Annotated in this window: 15 protein-coding genes, 1 other RNA gene and 1 riboswitch; of the genes, 5 read left to right on the top strand and 11 right to left on the bottom strand. The window is 37.4% G+C overall.

All coding sequences use genetic code 11. From position 1 onward, the window contains the following. Positions 1 to 60 precede the first annotated feature (60 nt). The gene (treR, locus tag OEV98_RS07500; protein WP_263072605.1) at positions 61 to 777 is read left to right on the top strand and encodes a trehalose operon repressor; all 717 of its coding nucleotides are present in this window, start codon (positions 61 to 63) and stop codon (positions 775 to 777) included. Positions 778 to 803: 26 nt separating this feature from the next. Continuing rightward, positions 804 to 1,088 carry a hypothetical protein gene (locus OEV98_RS07495; protein ID WP_263072604.1) on the top strand — a complete coding sequence of 95 codons (285 nt, stop codon included), beginning with the start codon at positions 804 to 806 and terminating at the stop codon, positions 1,086 to 1,088. 37 nt (positions 1,089 to 1,125) lie between these two features. Here OEV98_RS07495 and OEV98_RS07490 read toward each other — a convergent pair whose 3' ends face one another. From OEV98_RS07490 to OEV98_RS07455, 8 genes are all read right to left on the bottom strand, one after another. After that, entirely contained in the window at positions 1,126 to 1,305 is a 180-nt protein-coding gene (locus OEV98_RS07490; protein WP_263072603.1) for an H-type small acid-soluble spore protein, read from the bottom strand. 41 nt (positions 1,306 to 1,346) lie between these two features. Then, entirely contained in the window at positions 1,347 to 1,532 is a 186-nt protein-coding gene (locus OEV98_RS07485) for an H-type small acid-soluble spore protein (RefSeq protein WP_263072602.1), read from the bottom strand. A gap of 15 nt (positions 1,533 to 1,547) precedes the next feature. Continuing rightward, positions 1,548 to 1,709 (bottom strand): hypothetical protein, encoded by a 162-nt coding sequence (locus OEV98_RS07480; protein WP_263072601.1) that lies wholly within the window; start codon positions 1,707 to 1,709, stop codon positions 1,548 to 1,550. A 161-nt stretch (positions 1,710 to 1,870) separates the two neighbouring features. Next, positions 1,871 to 2,560, bottom strand: a complete 690-nt coding sequence (locus tag OEV98_RS07475; protein WP_263072729.1) for an ECF transporter S component — start codon at positions 2,558 to 2,560, stop codon at positions 1,871 to 1,873. Beyond that, positions 2,560 to 4,224: an ABC transporter ATP-binding protein gene (locus OEV98_RS07470; RefSeq protein WP_263072600.1), complete on the bottom strand. Its 1,665-nt coding sequence runs from the start codon at positions 4,222 to 4,224 to the stop codon at positions 2,560 to 2,562. Before OEV98_RS07470 ends, OEV98_RS07475 begins: the two co-directional genes overlap by 1 nt. Beyond that, entirely contained in the window at positions 4,197 to 5,084 is an 888-nt protein-coding gene (locus tag OEV98_RS07465) for an energy-coupling factor transporter transmembrane component T (RefSeq protein ID WP_263072728.1), read from the bottom strand. Before OEV98_RS07465 ends, OEV98_RS07470 begins: the two co-directional genes overlap by 28 nt. Before the next feature lie 104 nt (positions 5,085 to 5,188). After that, positions 5,189 to 5,908 carry a DUF4430 domain-containing protein gene (locus tag OEV98_RS07460; protein WP_263072599.1) on the bottom strand — a complete coding sequence of 240 codons (720 nt, stop codon included), beginning with the start codon at positions 5,906 to 5,908 and terminating at the stop codon, positions 5,189 to 5,191. Between the two features lie 90 nt (positions 5,909 to 5,998). Beyond that, the gene (locus OEV98_RS07455; RefSeq protein ID WP_263072598.1) at positions 5,999 to 7,909 is read right to left on the bottom strand and encodes a DUF4430 domain-containing protein; all 1,911 of its coding nucleotides are present in this window, start codon (positions 7,907 to 7,909) and stop codon (positions 5,999 to 6,001) included. A 128-nt stretch (positions 7,910 to 8,037) separates the two neighbouring features. Then, positions 8,038 to 8,220: riboswitch (cobalamin riboswitch) on the bottom strand. A 184-nt stretch (positions 8,221 to 8,404) separates the two neighbouring features. Between OEV98_RS07455 and OEV98_RS07450 the strand changes: the two genes are divergently transcribed. Continuing rightward, complete coding sequence (locus tag OEV98_RS07450; RefSeq protein ID WP_263072597.1) at positions 8,405 to 8,818, top strand: hypothetical protein; 414 nt, start codon at positions 8,405 to 8,407, stop codon at positions 8,816 to 8,818. A 51-nt stretch (positions 8,819 to 8,869) separates the two neighbouring features. Here the strand turns inward: OEV98_RS07450 and OEV98_RS07445 are convergent, their stop codons facing one another. Next, positions 8,870 to 10,669, bottom strand: a complete 1,800-nt coding sequence (locus tag OEV98_RS07445) for an LTA synthase family protein (RefSeq protein ID WP_263072596.1) — start codon at positions 10,667 to 10,669, stop codon at positions 8,870 to 8,872. 395 nt (positions 10,670 to 11,064) lie between these two features. Here OEV98_RS07445 and ssrS point away from each other — a divergent pair. Continuing rightward, positions 11,065 to 11,261: non-coding RNA, 6S RNA (gene ssrS, locus OEV98_RS07440), on the top strand. 172 nt (positions 11,262 to 11,433) lie between these two features. On the opposite strand, the gene OEV98_RS07435 is transcribed toward ssrS, so the two are convergent. Then, positions 11,434 to 12,825 carry a hypothetical protein gene (locus OEV98_RS07435; RefSeq protein WP_263072595.1) on the bottom strand — a complete coding sequence of 464 codons (1,392 nt, stop codon included), beginning with the start codon at positions 12,823 to 12,825 and terminating at the stop codon, positions 11,434 to 11,436. A 175-nt stretch (positions 12,826 to 13,000) separates the two neighbouring features. On the opposite strand from OEV98_RS07435, the gene zupT reads away from it, so the two are divergent. Further along, positions 13,001 to 13,810: a zinc transporter ZupT gene (gene zupT / locus OEV98_RS07430; protein ID WP_263072594.1), complete on the top strand. Its 810-nt coding sequence runs from the start codon at positions 13,001 to 13,003 to the stop codon at positions 13,808 to 13,810. A gap of 88 nt (positions 13,811 to 13,898) precedes the next feature. Here the strand turns inward: zupT and uraA are convergent, their stop codons facing one another. Next, positions 13,899 to 15,179: a uracil permease gene (uraA, locus tag OEV98_RS07425; RefSeq protein ID WP_263072593.1), complete on the bottom strand. Its 1,281-nt coding sequence runs from the start codon at positions 15,177 to 15,179 to the stop codon at positions 13,899 to 13,901. Between the last annotated feature and the right edge of the window lie 317 nt (positions 15,180 to 15,496).

Below are 15,496 nucleotides of genomic sequence, written 5' to 3'. Positions count from 1 at the left end.
TAATGAATCGGAGAACAATATGAGTGAGCAACGGATGAATACTAGTAGTTGGGGATACGTATGATAAATAAGTATTTAACAATATATAATGATATAGTAAATCGAATGGAGCAAGGGGAATTTCCAACAAATTCCCTCATTCCTTCTGAAAATGAATTAAAGGATTATTATGATACTTCTCGGGAAACGATTCGAAAGGCATTAAATTTACTAGCACAAAATGGTTATATCCAAAAGGTAAGAGGGAAGGGATCTGTCGTCATTCGGTCGAATAAATTTGACTTCCCAATTTCCGGCCTTGTAAGCTTTAAAGAGCTTGCATCCAAAATGGGAGCATCAGCAAATACAATTGTCCACGAATTATCGTTACAGAAACCGGATACGTACATTAGACAGCAGCTCAATATAAATTCGAAAAATTACGTATGGAAAATATCTCGAATCCGCGAAATTAATGGAGAAAAGATTATTCTAGATAAAGATTATTTACTTCAAGAGGTTGTTCCGGAAATAACAAAGGAAATATGTGAAAACTCTATCTATGATTATTTAGAAAATACTTTAGAGCTTTCGATTAGCTTTGCTAAAAAAGAAATAATTGTGACAGAACCAACTGAGGAGGACCGCTTACTCCTTGATTTGGAGGGGTTTCATAGTATTGTAATCATTAAAAATTACGTTTATTTAAATGATGCCCGACTATTCCAATACACAGAATCACGACATCGACCAGATAAATTCCGTTTCGTAGATTTTGCAAGAAGAAATCACCTATAATTTTTTCATATAAGAAGGAGGACATTATGAAGATTATTGCGAGCCAACCATATTGGAAGGTTCTAAGAGAAGTCGACACAATGGAACTTGTACAAAAATATATTGAACAAGAACGCCACCTCCTCTTATATGGAGATAAAATTGTCACTCACCATCGAGAATTCCCGCTAGAAAATGTCCACGATATTTCCTTTCGAGCATTCGGTGTGGGAGGTGGGACACTTTATTTACATACAAATACCGGACTTTACTCCTATCAAGTAAAAACATCCCCAGAAAATTTTATTAATGCGTATTTATCTATAAAATAAAAAGGAAATCAAATCATTGATCTCCTTTGGCACGTTATTAATGCTCTCGCAAATTAACTAATTGCACCTCGAACTCATTTTGTGGTTCATCTAAATAATAGATACGTGCGGTCTCTGATTGATTATTTACCTGTTGGATAAAAATTCTTTTTCCATTATAAGTGACATTATGCATAGCTGCCGATGAAGCTATTTCCTCAGCCCGTAGTCTATTCACTGGCGCACCTCCGAACGATAAAAATCAGATATACATATGAATCATGGCCCCTCTTCAGTTAAACCGGCTAAATCAACCTCTTGTTTATTATGCATTTCATCCAGGGGATAGACAACAGCTATATTACTATCTTCCTGTACGGATTGAATGTACACAGGGATGCCTCTATAGCTGACATTAATCATGGTAGGTGAATTTACTATTTCTTTTGCGCGCATGAAATCCATTCAATTCCCCCCTGCTTACTCACGATTTGTTTCTACTCGATTTTTAAATGCTTCTTGTGTAACAATAAGTTCCTCGTCCTCAATCGCTTCTTTTGAATGCTTTTCCGTTAAACTATCCGCAGGAAAATTACCAGGATGTCCTTTTTTCTTATGGTTAAATGCTTTTCCTCGAGCCATTAATATTCTCCTTTCCATTCTTTTATTTACAAGAAGGTAATAAAACAATCATACATACTATCAGCATTGTTGCCTTTAATTATGCAAAAAAATAAAAAGCAAACAATAACAAAAAAAGCAAACATACCCTTATTGGTAAATTTGCTTTTAAGTGAAAAACTTTATAATAGGAGACCGTATTTCTTTTTGAATCGTGATAAAATTTTGATCCAGCTTTTTGCAAAAACTATTAGGAAAAATGCATTGGAAAGAGCATGTGCTAAATCAAAAAGAAAACTGGCACTATAATAGGCAATAATTTCTGACCAATGAAAATCTTGAATAATCCCGATTACAAACCAAAGATTCATTATCCAGCCGAATAGAAAACCACAAAGAATCCCGAAAATGGTTCGCCCAATGGTATGTTTCATAAACCAAGTGTTTTTTAGGAGACCGCTAGCTAAGCCAATCATTCCCCAAGCATACATTTGCCAAGGTGTCCATGGACCCTGTCCGAGGAATAAATTCGAAACGATAGCAGCTAATGCTCCAACAACAAATCCACTCTCTGCTCCAAATACTGACCCAGCTATAATGATGACAAAGGTTGTTGGCTGAATACTTGGTAGGGAAGCGAAGGGAATGCGACTAACCGCTGCTAGTGCGGCAAGTATCGCAAGCATAACAAGCTCTCTTCCTGTGACCTTTTTCCATTCAAACCGGAGGAAGAACGGGAAAAAGGAGCCAATCATAAAAATAACACTAGCAAATAAATAATGTTCGGTAGTTAACAGCGGAATAAAAAGGAGCAGCACTGTTAAAATAAGAACCACAAGAAAAATATAAAAACGGGCAGAATATTTTTTCATTATTTTTCGCTGTCCTCTCCAATAATCTCCCAACGCTGCCTCGCCTCCTCAGCTGTTACAACCTCAGGCACCTGACTACCCCTAGTGATTCGGTTGATAACTGTTGTATAGAAGGTATTTCCTTTAAAAAAATCGTTTGTGCGAGCAGTAGAAGCAATTTCCCCCTGGAACATCATCGCACAGCGGTCAGTATAGAGAGCGGCAAATTCCATATCATGTGTGACCATTACAATTGTGACACCGAGTGCTTTTACTTTCATTAATAATTGACCAAGCTCTTTCTTCATTTCCGGATCGAGACCTTTCGTTGGTTCATCGAGTAGAAGGATTTTTGGAGACGATAGTAATAAGCTTACAATGGCAATTTTTTGTAATTCTCCACCACTGACGTCATAAGGGTGGCGATCTAATAACGTTTCAAGTTGGAAAATAGAAAGGAGCAGCTGTAATTTTTCTCCCCCATCTGATAACGAAAGTCTTTTCTTTACTTCCTCTAACTCTTTACGAATTGTATCATGAACAAATAAAAGCTTTGGGTTTTGTGGTAAATAAACAATATCTAATGGAAGTGGTCCTTTTATTTTTTTTCCATTCCATTTAATCGAACCTTTTTGAGGAGTGGCTAATCCTGCCATCAACTTCAATAAGGTAGATTTCCCTGTACCATTCGCCCCGACAATTGCCAGCCATTCTCCTTCATAAACGGTAAGGCTAAGGGAGTTTACTATATTTCCCCCTTTTTTATCGTAGTGGAAGTCAATATTTTTCAAGGAAAATATTGACTTATTCTCAGTTACAAGAGCATTGTTGCGTGCTACAGCCTTCGGATTGATGGCTAGCGTATTTACCCACCTTCGTCCTTCTTTAACCGTTAACGGGATGTTTTGTCCGTTTTTCGTATGCTCTAAATATAGTAATGCCGGGGATGGTAAATAAGAAGTTTTAGCAAGCATCTTCTTCTTCCAAAGCTGTTGGATAACCTCACGTGGCTTACCATCAGTCAAAACTGTGCCATTTTCCATAAATAGGACTCGATCACAAAGAGGAAATACGTCTTCTAACCGATGCTCTACCATCATAATTGTAATGCCAAATTCTTGATTCATTTGCTTGATCATCTGGAGAAAATCTTTTGCGGCTACCGGATCAAGCTGTGCTGTTGGCTCATCAAGGAGAAGAACAGATGGTTCCATTAAGAGTACAGCTGCTAAATTTACAATTTGCTTTTGCCCTCCAGAAAGCAAGTGAACCTTGTGATCTAGTAAATGATGGATTCCAAAGAAATGCACCATTTCTGCGACTCTTTTCCGCATTTGTTCGGAATCCATTCCAATGTTTTCTAAACCAAAGATAAGCTCTTCTAATACTCGATCCATTACTAATTGATTTTCAGGATCCTGGAACACCATTCCGATTTCTTTGGATAGGAGATGCGCATCTATTGTCTCCAGCTTTTCTCCTTTGTAATGAATAATCCCTTGTTTGTCTCCATAAGGGGCAATTTCTTTTTTTAGTAAGCGCAAAAGTGTAGATTTTCCACTACCAGAAGGACCACATAAAACGACAAATTCCCCTTGTGCAATGGAAAGGGAAACATCAGAAATTGCCGGTTTTTCTTCGTCAGGATAGGTGAAGCTTAAATTTTTTGTTTCCAAGAATGCCATAATAATTGCTCCCTTATTTCCATAATTAGTGGGTAACCAATAAGAACGATATATAGGAAAAAGAATGTCCATTCCCTACCATAAAGGAATATTGGTTCAAGAATTGGTGTTAGTGCTAATACACCGTCTCCTAACCACCAGCCAAAAAGGCAAAGAATCGTGAGTATAAGCAAGAAAATAATCGATATACCATCGATAAGTTTCATTTTATAAGGGATATAGCGGCTTCTCTTTTGTAAACCATATCCTCTAGCGGCCATTGAATCTGCTGTTTGGATTCCTTCCTCCAATGACCACGTTAATAAAATCTGAAGAAGCAATAATCCATTTTTTATTCGTTGTCGAAAGCGACCATCATGGGTAGATAATCCACGAGATTTTTGGACGGTAATTATTTCGTTTAGCCGTCTCCGCAATAACGGGATAAATCTCATAGAAAGCATAATAAGCAGTGACCATTGTGGAAAACCTCTGGAAAATAAAAATAAAAACTTATCTGCAGTAATAACAAGATTAAATGACATAAACAATAAAAGCATGGCAAGCAAGGATAACGAATGAATCCAGCCTTGCATAATTGCTTCTAAAGTAATTGGATTATTGAATAGGTAAAACAAAAGATGATTCCCACGGTGGTTAATTAAAGGAGTAATAATGAAAAAAAGGATAGGAAGAATCATGAACATTTTCCCCCAGCCTCTTAATAAACGCCATCGGTCTAAAGCCCAATGGAAACAAAGCAGTAGGATAATAGTAAACACTAAAAAGAATGGGTGCTGGTAAAGCATGAGAGTGGTAAAAGCGGCGATAAAATAAATTAGGCAAACTAAGGGGTGAAGAGATCGGAAGCCGCGCTTCATCATTTTAGTAACCTCTCTCGTTCGATATTCTTTTCGTTTCGGATATATATTAACGGTTGCATCCTATTTTCCCCTTTGATTGCCTATTTGTTTCCTTTATTCTTTTATTCCTCGGTATAATCTGTCGTATACACCCATTCAATCGTATCCCCATTAGAAACAGATTCGGAACCGGAGCTTCGGCTGATAAGTACGCCATTCTTTTTTACTGTCCAGCCGCTTAAAGGACCATGATCAAATTCATATAGGTTATTTATCGATTCCACATAGGTGGTTGCTCCAGAACCAGTAATACTATATTGAATCTTCTTCGCTTTCAGTAGTTTTATTGTAGCACTAATTACTGTTTCATTAGATGTAATCGTGACTGGTATGTTAGCTAATATTGGCTGATTTAGCCCTTGAATGGAAACAATCACCTCATTTACTGGCTCTGGTGCAGGAGCGGGATCTTGTTTTTCTTCCTTTGGATTTTCTGGTTTCTCCTCTTTTTGCTTTTCGCTCGTATCAACAGCTGTTTCCAATTTTTCATCATCGCTATTGGCATTTGCTGTTTCATTCGTATCATAGGACACTGGAGGAGCTTTTTCCACATTACTTGAACTTTCGTCTGCGGATTCTTCAGAACTCTTTTCTTGACTCTTCACAGATTCCTTTTGCGCATCACCCGTAGGTTGTTCACCTTCTTGCTGCTCGGAAGCTGTTTCATTAATAGGTGTGACACTATTCTCTGGAAGCACGGAATCTTTTTCACAACCGACCATCCATAAAAGTAAACATAAGGAAAGAGTAATTAGTAAGCCCTTTTTGATAAAATATCGCAATGCTTCCTCTCCTTTTCTTCATTTTCTTGCAGCAAATAATTATTATTTATAAAAGGAAGAGGCTACAGAGTTCTGCAGCCAATCCATCCCTTATTTCTTTGAATTCGATATGCCTCGGTTAGTATATAAATAAATGCTTGTTAGGAAGATTAAAAGGATGCCATAGGTAAAAAGCTGATAGCTATTAGTTGCTGTATTTGGCAATAATTTTCCCTCGTCTTCAACTATTGCATTTTCTTCTGTCTTCGATTTATTTGAAATAATTTCATCCTCACTAACTGGTTGTAAATTATTTGTATCAACAAACTGATAAATGGAACCTTCCCCATTTGCGTATTTTTGATAGGCGGCTAATGAGAGTAATGCTTGGGTAGTGGAAATTCCATTTGCTTCATCATCCGTTAGTAAATGGGTAAATCCCCCATCCTTCTGTTGGAAGGCTAATAATCGTTCGACTAAATTTCCATTCTCTTTTGTAAAGGAATCACTCGTTGGATCGAGAGAAGCAGCTGTCAATCCAACAATAACTTGAGCAATGGACTCACTTGCTTCTCCACCGTTAAAGGTATCAATAAATCCGCCGCTAGCCGCTTGTTGTTTGGATAGCCAATCCGCAGCTTTTCTGATTGCACTCTGTACATTTTCCTGCTCTTGGTAAGGTGCGAGTGCGGCAATTGCCATCCCTGTTATATCCGCGCTTGCAGTATTGCCAAATAGCGACCATCCACCATCAGCAAGCTGATGATTTAAAATCGTTTCGATTAGGCTTTCTCTCGTCCATTTGGCATTATTAGCAACCGTATAGGAACCACTATCAAGTGTAAGTAAACCGATAATTGGTCCGTTATTTCCTTGGTTCGTCATTCTTTCATGATTGGTTAAAGCCTCAATTAAATTGTATCCAGCAATATCGGTAGCATCTTTACCAGCAGCAGTTAAGGTGAAAATAACCTTTTCCAGCTCTGTTACATTGCGAAATTCCCCTTTATTTGTTGCAACTTGGTTTAATATTTTCTCTATATAAGTAGATGGTATTTCCTTATTTAATGCTTTCAGTGCAATCACGCTGTACCAATCAGTCACTTGATTATCCGATAAATATTGTGTTGCTTTTTCGATGGAGGTAGCTAGCTCTTCCATTCCTATTGGATTGTTTTCCTGCTGTCCGTCCTCTGGATTTGCTGGTTCTTCATTTCCTTCACCAGGATTGCTTGGCTCCTCACCCCCTGGTTCTCCTGGTTTAGCTGGATTCGGTTGCGGTTCCCCCGTTAATGATTCAGCACGTAATTGGAGGTGGTCTCCTTCTTGTAAGGAATAGTCGACTAAACCAGTCATCATATATTCATCATTCATATATGCGCCCCAATAGGCATTGTCATCAAGTAAGTTATTCATATCGTTCAAATAAGTTAACCATTCGGAATCAACGGTTACGTCTAGCGTTAAACCATTTTGCTGGGCTGCTTGAACAAGTGCATCATAAGCAGTCCCGCCATGGACTACGGACACATTTGTTTCTGGAATGATTTCTTCATTTGCAAGTCCGCGAGCAGATACGGTGACATTAACAGTTTCTGGTGGCCATGTGGTTATTTTAAATAATAGATTGTCACCATGGTGAACGGTGTAGGCAGATATTCCTGTACTTGCCTCTGCACCGTTAGTAAAGAAGCCCCAATAATCATATCCTTGTGGAGCTAATTCTCCAATACTAATAATATACGCTCCAAACTCTGGGTGCTCATCATATTCGAAGGCAATATTATTACTTTCTGTTACTTGCCGTAGGACATCAAAAGCAGTATCCCCTTCCTCGAAAGCAATTGCAGTAGTTGGCAATATGGATTCATTTGTATAGGAATCCACAATCGTCACGGTTACCCCATTCGTAAGTGTTTCTGCTGCAGCCTGCTGCATGAAAAAAAGGCTACTTTGAGCAAACAATAATATGGCGGTAATTAAAATTAACGTGGTTTGTTTAAAGCCTTTTCTAAATAACATTTTTTTCCTCCTTTATGATGAATTTTTGCCAAAAAAAAACATCCCATGGAGGAGATGTATATGCACCAATTGTTCGTTACGTAATCGTCATTGTTCGTTGCAGACACACCCCCTATCCACCGTAGGGTTTCGGCGTTCGATAACAGGCAGGTCTCCTGGCTCATGATCATCATTCACTATTTCCTTCCCATCCATTGGACAGTGGTTTGCAATAGAGAACTCTCATTTACAGTGGCGGGACCGCGTCGGATTCACACCGACTTCCCTTTTAATGATTCCATATAGAATCAACCTGAATCACCATATTTAATTTGAACTCTAATTAAATGATAATCGATAGATAGGTAGTTTTCAAGAAAAAGGATAGGTTGGTAATATGTTTAATTTGGTTATCTATAAAGAAGAAAATAATAATAAAAAATATTTATATTACACAGAAATTTTAGTATAGTTTTATAAAAAGGTTGTTTTTATAATAGTAGAGGGGTGGACAGTGTGAAAAAAGCATTACTTGCTATTGTAATAGGTATTGGTTCCGTTATCATCATTCTTGGTATTTTTTTAATTGTATCGATATTTGCCTTTGGAAGCTATCACACATCTAGCTCCCAAGTAGTAATTGGTGATATTGCTGAAAATCGAATGAACTTTTCGATAAATGCTTCGACAAAAGAAAATACTGAGAAGATTGTCATGCTTAACAAAAATAATAAAATCACCTTTCGCAACTTATCTCCTGGGGCGAAAATTAATGTAATTATTACGGATTCTAATGATGATGTCGTCTTTACGAAAAAAATTGAGCAAAATAGTACGTATTCCTTCAGCTCCGTTTCTGGTGAAGGCAATATGGAATTGGAATTTTATAAAGGTAGCTATAAAGGAGAAATCGAAATTGAGGAGGAATAAGAAAGCGGGCTGACCAGCAGTATTCTACCATGGTCAGTCCGCTTTATTTACTTACCTTTTAGTTGATAACAGCGGTATTTTGGCGTAATAATTTAAATCAAGAATTTTTGCGGAGTAATAAAATTTACTGTTCACGATGGCAGCCATTTGGCCAATATATTGTTTATCAACGGTTACCCCTTTATTAGGAAAAAACTGGTGGGTTACTGCATTATATTTTCCTTTATCGGTAATAAAGCTTTTGTTTTGAAAAATCACGAGTGGTTTAGCATCGGAAAATACATCTCTTCCCATTAACAACCTCGAGTCATACGATAATCCAAGCAAATTGGATAGAGTAGGAATGATGTCTAAGCTTGATGTCGGAGCTGAAACGGTAGTCGGCTCCATATTTTTTGAATACAAAATGAAACTACTTTTATATAGCTCAAAATTATCCTCCACAGCATGTCCAGCTAGTTCATCGATTGCCTTTTTTTCAAGCCCATATGGATAATGATCGGGACTAATAGCAATCAATGTCCTGTCGGCAATTCCTGCTTTCTCTAAGCTTTCTAATAGAAATTTTAATGCCCGATCTAATTCGATTTGGGTAGCCAAATATGCTTTTGCTTGATCTGAGTATGGGAGATTTTCGACCGATTTTTTATTTTTATGGGCAATATAGTTCCCGGAAAAGCTATATTGCATATGTCCGCTTACCGTCATGTAATATGCATGGAAAGGCTGCTCATTGATATATTCTGGAATGGTTATTTTCATCATTTCAACATCTGATTCCGGCCAAGTATCCTTAAGTTCTAATCCATTACCAACTGCTTTATAGGTGTAACCCATATTTGGGTGAGAAACGTCTCGACGATAATAGTCGAATGTATGATCATGGTAGGCTACCGTTTTATAACCTAACTTTCTCAATTGATTGCCCATCACGAATGGAAGGGAGTTGTTAGCGGAGCGATAAAAGCTCCATACTCCACCTTTTGGAATTAATCCAGTCGTCGCAACATATTCCCCGTCGGATGTACTAACACCCCAAATCGGATTATAAAAATTGGTAAATTGATACCCGTTATGTGTCATTTGATAAAGGGTTGGTGTCAGCTCTTTATCTATTGCATAAGGTGAAAAAGCTTCCGCAGTAATGAAAATGAGATTATAGTCCTTGAACTTCCCAGTAAATGCATTCTTATTTGTTGGCGGGACGGTGGAAAAGTATTGATGAAGTTCTTTTACTTTATCGTTTTTTTCCTGAGCAATTAACGAATCGAAATTAATTGGTAGTATTTGTGCTTCCACCTTTGTCTCGCCATTCGTATCATTTTCTTGTGGCTTTTGAGTCTTAGAGGAATCAACATCTGGATACATTGGTGCAGCTTCTGTGATGCTAGGCGACCAATCTGTAAACTGTCTTTGTAGGTCTAAGCGCATCGTCGTCAATAAGCCAAGCTTTTGTACCGATAGAACAGGAGCGGTACTTTTATAATATAAATCATATGCGGTGTTATTTGATTGATCGGTATGATCAATAATATAGATGCTTGCGATGTTGAAAAGAAAGCAATATGCAATCGTCGTATATAGTGATTGCAACGGTAGTTTTTCGAAGGAAAATATCCTTTTCCCTATGAAGAAAATAAGGATTGCTGGCAGGAATAATAGGATAATCCAGAGCAAATTATTAGCTGTAAGCCAAGCGATATCCTTCCAAAATTCCGTTATTTGTGTCATGTTTCCGACAGAAAACAAAGTATAAAAGGTTTTGAAAAACTTGAAATAAATGAACTGACTGGAGTAAAGCAAAGCAGTAGTCGAAAGTAAAAAAACGGATAGCGCAAAATTGATTTTCACTGTCGAAATTCTACTGATAAAATAAAACAGCAGCGAATAGGAGCAAATAAATAAAAAGGAAAGGAAAGTATCAAGTGAGAATATGGTCCCTTTCGTCACGATTTTTAGAAGTATATCCATGCTCATTAGGGATATTATGTAATATAGGAGCAAATAGTTAGAGTTACTCTGTCCGTGCATGTAAATCACCTCATATCCATTGGTAGTATTTTACAGTAGACCGATAATATGGAAAAAATTAATTTTGTTGATATTTATAGTATGTCCGCATTCCGCATGAACAACCGTTGATAAAATTGGTAATCATGAAATATGAATAATATTGAAAGTTCACTGCTACTCTTTAACAAAAATGTACCACTTGATATTTTCCCGCATTTCATATACTATTTATTTATAAGCTACGTTGTACGTAATGTTAATAAGTTTTTCACCTATTTATTTAATCGGGAGTTTTTAGAGATGTAGCGGAAATGACAAGCCTCTGTCTACAGGACTTGGGGGACATGCAGGAACGCTGCTGCAAACACCCACTTTTAGGAGTGGTGGTTTTAAAACTTCATTATCTGTATACGGCAAATGTGGCTATTTCTTTGACATTGAAGACCAGTTTCGAATAAGAGACTGGTCTTTTTATTTGACTGTTTTCTAAAGGATTGTTGTTATTTCACGAGATAGTGAGCTTAGCAGACTAATGTATTTTTTTAAGAAAACATTCAATAAAAAAGAACAGCTCTAATGGGAGCTGCTCTTCTGGAGCTGTTTTAGACAAGAAACATAGCGGCAATTGTCGTAACCATTAATCCAATGATAACAGGAATCAAATTTTTTCTAGCTAATTCAAACGGATCTACATTACAAATTGCTGCAGCTGGGATGAGTGCCCATGGAATTAATGTACCACCCCCGACCCAAATAGCAGAAATTTGACCAAGTGCAGTAAAGGTCGCTGCCCCGTCCCCCATTGCCGTGGAAAATAGGTTTGCGATGGAACCGGCAAGTGATATTCCAGAAAATCCGGATCCGTCTAATCCAGTAATAGCTCCTACAATCGTTAACGTTACCGCACCAACCTCACTTGTTAAAGGGACAATGGATGCTAAAGCGACTCCGAGATCGTTGACAATACCATTGGATTTATCCGGCAAGAAATCCCCTATAATCGTTCCAAATCCTGCATCACCTAAATAGAAAAAAGCAGCAATTGGGATGACCGGGCCGAATACTTTGAACCCAAATTGGAATCCGTCAATAATTCGCTTCGTTGTTTTATTTAAGCCCGCTAATTTGAATCCTGTAAGATTGATTAATAGAAAAATCAAAATAGCAGTACCACCAACTAATGCAGTAGCATCTCCACCTTGTAGATGAAATACAAACATAGCGATGACATTTAATAAAAATAAAATCGGAATCACGATAGCGAATATTCTTTTTTGCGTAGTTGTTAATACATTTACAACTTCCACTTTTTCAACTGCACCTGAATAGGTTTTGACATTATCTAATTTTCCTTTTTTCATATCACCTTTTAAAAATAGAAAAGCAGTAAAGGTTGTAACAGCACCCATAATGATAACAAGCGGTATACTTGCTTGAATAACATCTCCGACTGGTAATCCAGCGGCATCAGCAGTTAATTTTGGGGCTGCTTGAATAATGTAATCACCCGACAGTGCAATGCCGTGCCCAAATAAATTCATTGCAATAGCAACCCCAATTGCCGGGAGGCCAGCACGAATCGCAACAGGCAGTAATACAGCACCAAGCAATGCGACAGCTGGCGATGGCCAGAAGAAAAAGGAAATTACCATCATTAAAATTCCAATCGTCCAATAAGCCAGTGCCGGTGTTCGAATAATTTTCCCAAACGGTGCAATCATGACATCATTAATCCCCGTTTGCGTTAACGTTTTACTCATCGCAACAATTAACGAGATAATAAGTATGGTAGGTAATAGCTCCGTTATGGCATATAAGAAGCTAGAAAAAATACTCATAATCGAATCTGTCAGGGAGCCAGTTGCGATAATAGCGATAAAGAATATCCCGACAATACATAGAATAGTAGTATCTAAACGGCAAACCATAAAGCCGATAATGAGGAGAATGAAAAGTAAGTAAACCCAGTGAATCAATGCTAATTCAATTCCCATAAAAAAATCTCCCTTCCTAAATGGAGTTAAAGTAAATCTGGGCTTTTTTACATCATATGATGGCGGTGGAGAATGGTGAGTGAGGGTGTTGAGGAAGAATAAGTTTTTAAATGAATAACTTTTTTAAATGAATATCTATAGGATCCTTTGAAAAATAAAGAACGGGAGAGAGAGTATGACAGATAGTGTATTATTAGCTCTTGGATTAACCTTGTTTGCTGGCCTGGCAACAGGTATTGGTAGCTTACTGGCTTTTTTTACCTCTACAACGAATACGAAATTTCTTTCGTTTGCATTAGGATTTTCTGCAGGTGTTATGATATATGTTTCGATGATTGAAATTTTTGTAAAAGCACAAGATTCGCTTGTTTCTGCGTTGGGGTCACCTTTTGGAAATTGGATAACCGTTATTAGCTTCTTTGTGGGAATGATCCTCATAGCCTTAATTGATAAGTTTATACCGAAACAAAGTAATCCCCATGAAGTGAAGAAAGTAGAAGATATGAATCAGGCGGAATCATTAATTAATGACCCTAGTCTTTTAAAAATGGGAACGTTTGCCGCCCTTGCTATCGGGATTCATAATTTCCCTGAAGGAATTGCCACCTTCGCCTCAACCCTCCAAGATCCTGGCTTAGGAATAGCGATAGCGGTTGCCATTGCGATTCATAATATTCCAGAAGGTATTGCAGTTAGTGTTCCTGTTTATTTTGCGACTGGTAGTAAACGAAAGGCATTTAAACTTTCTTTCTTATCCGGACTATCGGAACCTATTGGAGCAATCGCAGCCTATCTTTTGTTAATGCCAATTTTAAATGATGTCATGTTTGGGATTATTTTTGCCGGAGTTGCCGGTATTATGGTTTTTATCTCATTAGATGAGTTGCTGCCAGCAGCCAAAAAATACGATGAAGCGCATACCTCTATTTACGGATTAATTGGTGGAATGGCAGTAATGGCTGTAAGTTTACTGCTGTTTTTGTAGTCCTTAAAAAATTATTTATTATAAAGCAAAAAAAGCCTGCAATGAACATATTTCATTACAGGCTTTTCGTATAAGCTGCGTTCTTTTATTAATCCTCATTCGTCCATTTTAAAACATTAAGTAATCTAAAGAACAAGCTTAGTAAGATAGCAATAATTGTTGCTAGTCCCATCCCTTTTAATTGAACAGGTCCGATATCAATTGCAGCACCACTTAGACCAATTACTAAAACAACACAGGTTAAAATTAAGTTTTGTGATTTACTGTAATCCACTTTCGCTTCTACCAACATCCGCAATCCACTAACAGCGATAATTCCAAAGAGTAGTAAAGAGATACCGCCCATTACTGGTTCCGGAATTCCCATAATTAATGCAGAGAATTTACCGAAGAAGGATAAAATAACTGCAATAACTGCAGCCCCACCAATTACCCATGTAGAATATACTTTTGTAATGGCAAGCACGCCAATGTTTTCCCCATATGTCGTATTTGGAGTAGAACCAACAAAGCTTGAAATAATGGTAGAAACACCATTTCCTATTAAGGAACGATCTAATCCAGGATCCTTCACTAAATCCTTCTTCACAATATTCCCAGTGACAATTAAATGACCGATATGCTCTGGAACTAGAACTAACGCTGCTGGTAAGATCATGAAAATATCAGTAAGACTAAACTTAATACCGTAAAATTCAGGCATTGTAAAAAATGAAGTGGTTTTTACTGCATCCATATCTACTAATCCGAAGAACCATGCAATAATATAGCCTGCCACAATACCGATTAAAATTGGGATTATCTTTAAAAATCCGCGTAATGTTACCCATGCTATGATCGTAATTGCCAATGTAAGTAAGGAAACAGTAGCTACTGTTGGGTCGATTGTCCAGTTTCCAGTGCCTGCTGGAGCAATTAGACCAGCCATATCTGCTGCTGTTGGTACGAGCTCAAGCCCGATAACGGTAACAATTGCGCCCATTGCTGCTGGTGGAAATATGACGTCTAGCCATCCAGTTCCCACAAATTTAACGATTAAACCAATGATGGTTAGGATAATACCTACTGCTAAGAAACCGCCTAATGCGTAACTAAAACCATCGCCATTTGGGTGGTTTTCTAATACTGCAAATACAGGAGATAGAAAAGCAAAGCTTGAACCTAAATAGGCAGGAATTTTTCCTTTTGTCATAAATAGGTAAAGTAATGTACCAATCCCGTTCATCAATAAAATAATGGCAGGATTTACACCAAATAGAATAGGTACTAATACTGTTGACCCAAACATTGCGAATAAGTGCTGAAGACTAAGTGGTAAACTTTTTGATAATGGTAATCGTTCGTCTACTTGAATTTCTCTTTGTTCCATAGTAATCGCTCCTTTTATAATAATATTTCCATGAGTTCACTTTTTAATGGTATCCTTTTACTATTGGCATAAAAAAACACCTTACCTGTAAAAGGCAAGGTGTTTGCTTTCTGTCTAAAAATAAATTTTTCTAGAAATCTAAAAATTTATTTTTAAACATGACATAGTACTAAACTATGTTATATTCCGCCAACCTTGCCAGCCTCTCAGGACTGCCTTAAAGGTACTCATTTATTTGTCCTAGTTATTATTGCAAGAAAGTATTTAATTGTCAACAAAAAAATTTCAAATCAGTATTCTCTAGATTATATACATAC

It is taken from the genome of Perspicuibacillus lycopersici (genome assembly GCF_025660475.1).
Classification (GTDB): domain Bacteria; phylum Bacillota; class Bacilli; order Bacillales; family Caldibacillaceae; genus Perspicuibacillus; species Perspicuibacillus lycopersici.
This window is presented reverse-complemented; position numbering and strand designations above follow the sequence as displayed.

Excerpts from the sequence above, each read along its gene's own strand:
- OEV98_RS07475 (WP_263072729.1), bottom strand. The coding sequence starts at position 2,560 with ATGAAAAAATATTCTGCCCGTTTTTATATTTTTCTTGTGGTTCTTATT.
- OEV98_RS07485 (WP_263072602.1), bottom strand. The coding sequence starts at position 1,532 with ATGGATTTCATGCGCGCAAAAGAAATAGTAAATTCACCTACCATGATT.
- treR (WP_263072605.1), top strand. The coding sequence starts at position 61 with ATGATAAATAAGTATTTAACAATATATAATGATATAGTAAATCGAATG.
- OEV98_RS07465 (WP_263072728.1), bottom strand. The coding sequence starts at position 5,084 with ATGAAGCGCGGCTTCCGATCTCTTCACCCCTTAGTTTGCCTAATTTAT.
- OEV98_RS07470 (WP_263072600.1), bottom strand. The coding sequence starts at position 4,224 with ATGGCATTCTTGGAAACAAAAAATTTAAGCTTCACCTATCCTGACGAA.
- OEV98_RS07495 (WP_263072604.1), top strand. The coding sequence starts at position 804 with ATGAAGATTATTGCGAGCCAACCATATTGGAAGGTTCTAAGAGAAGTC.
- OEV98_RS07455 (WP_263072598.1), bottom strand. The coding sequence starts at position 7,909 with ATGTTATTTAGAAAAGGCTTTAAACAAACCACGTTAATTTTAATTACC.
- OEV98_RS07480 (WP_263072601.1), bottom strand. The coding sequence starts at position 1,709 with ATGGCTCGAGGAAAAGCATTTAACCATAAGAAAAAAGGACATCCTGGT.
- uraA (WP_263072593.1), bottom strand. The coding sequence starts at position 15,179 with ATGGAACAAAGAGAAATTCAAGTAGACGAACGATTACCATTATCAAAA.
- zupT (WP_263072594.1), top strand. The coding sequence starts at position 13,001 with ATGACAGATAGTGTATTATTAGCTCTTGGATTAACCTTGTTTGCTGGC.
- OEV98_RS07435 (WP_263072595.1), bottom strand. The coding sequence starts at position 12,825 with ATGGGAATTGAATTAGCATTGATTCACTGGGTTTACTTACTTTTCATT.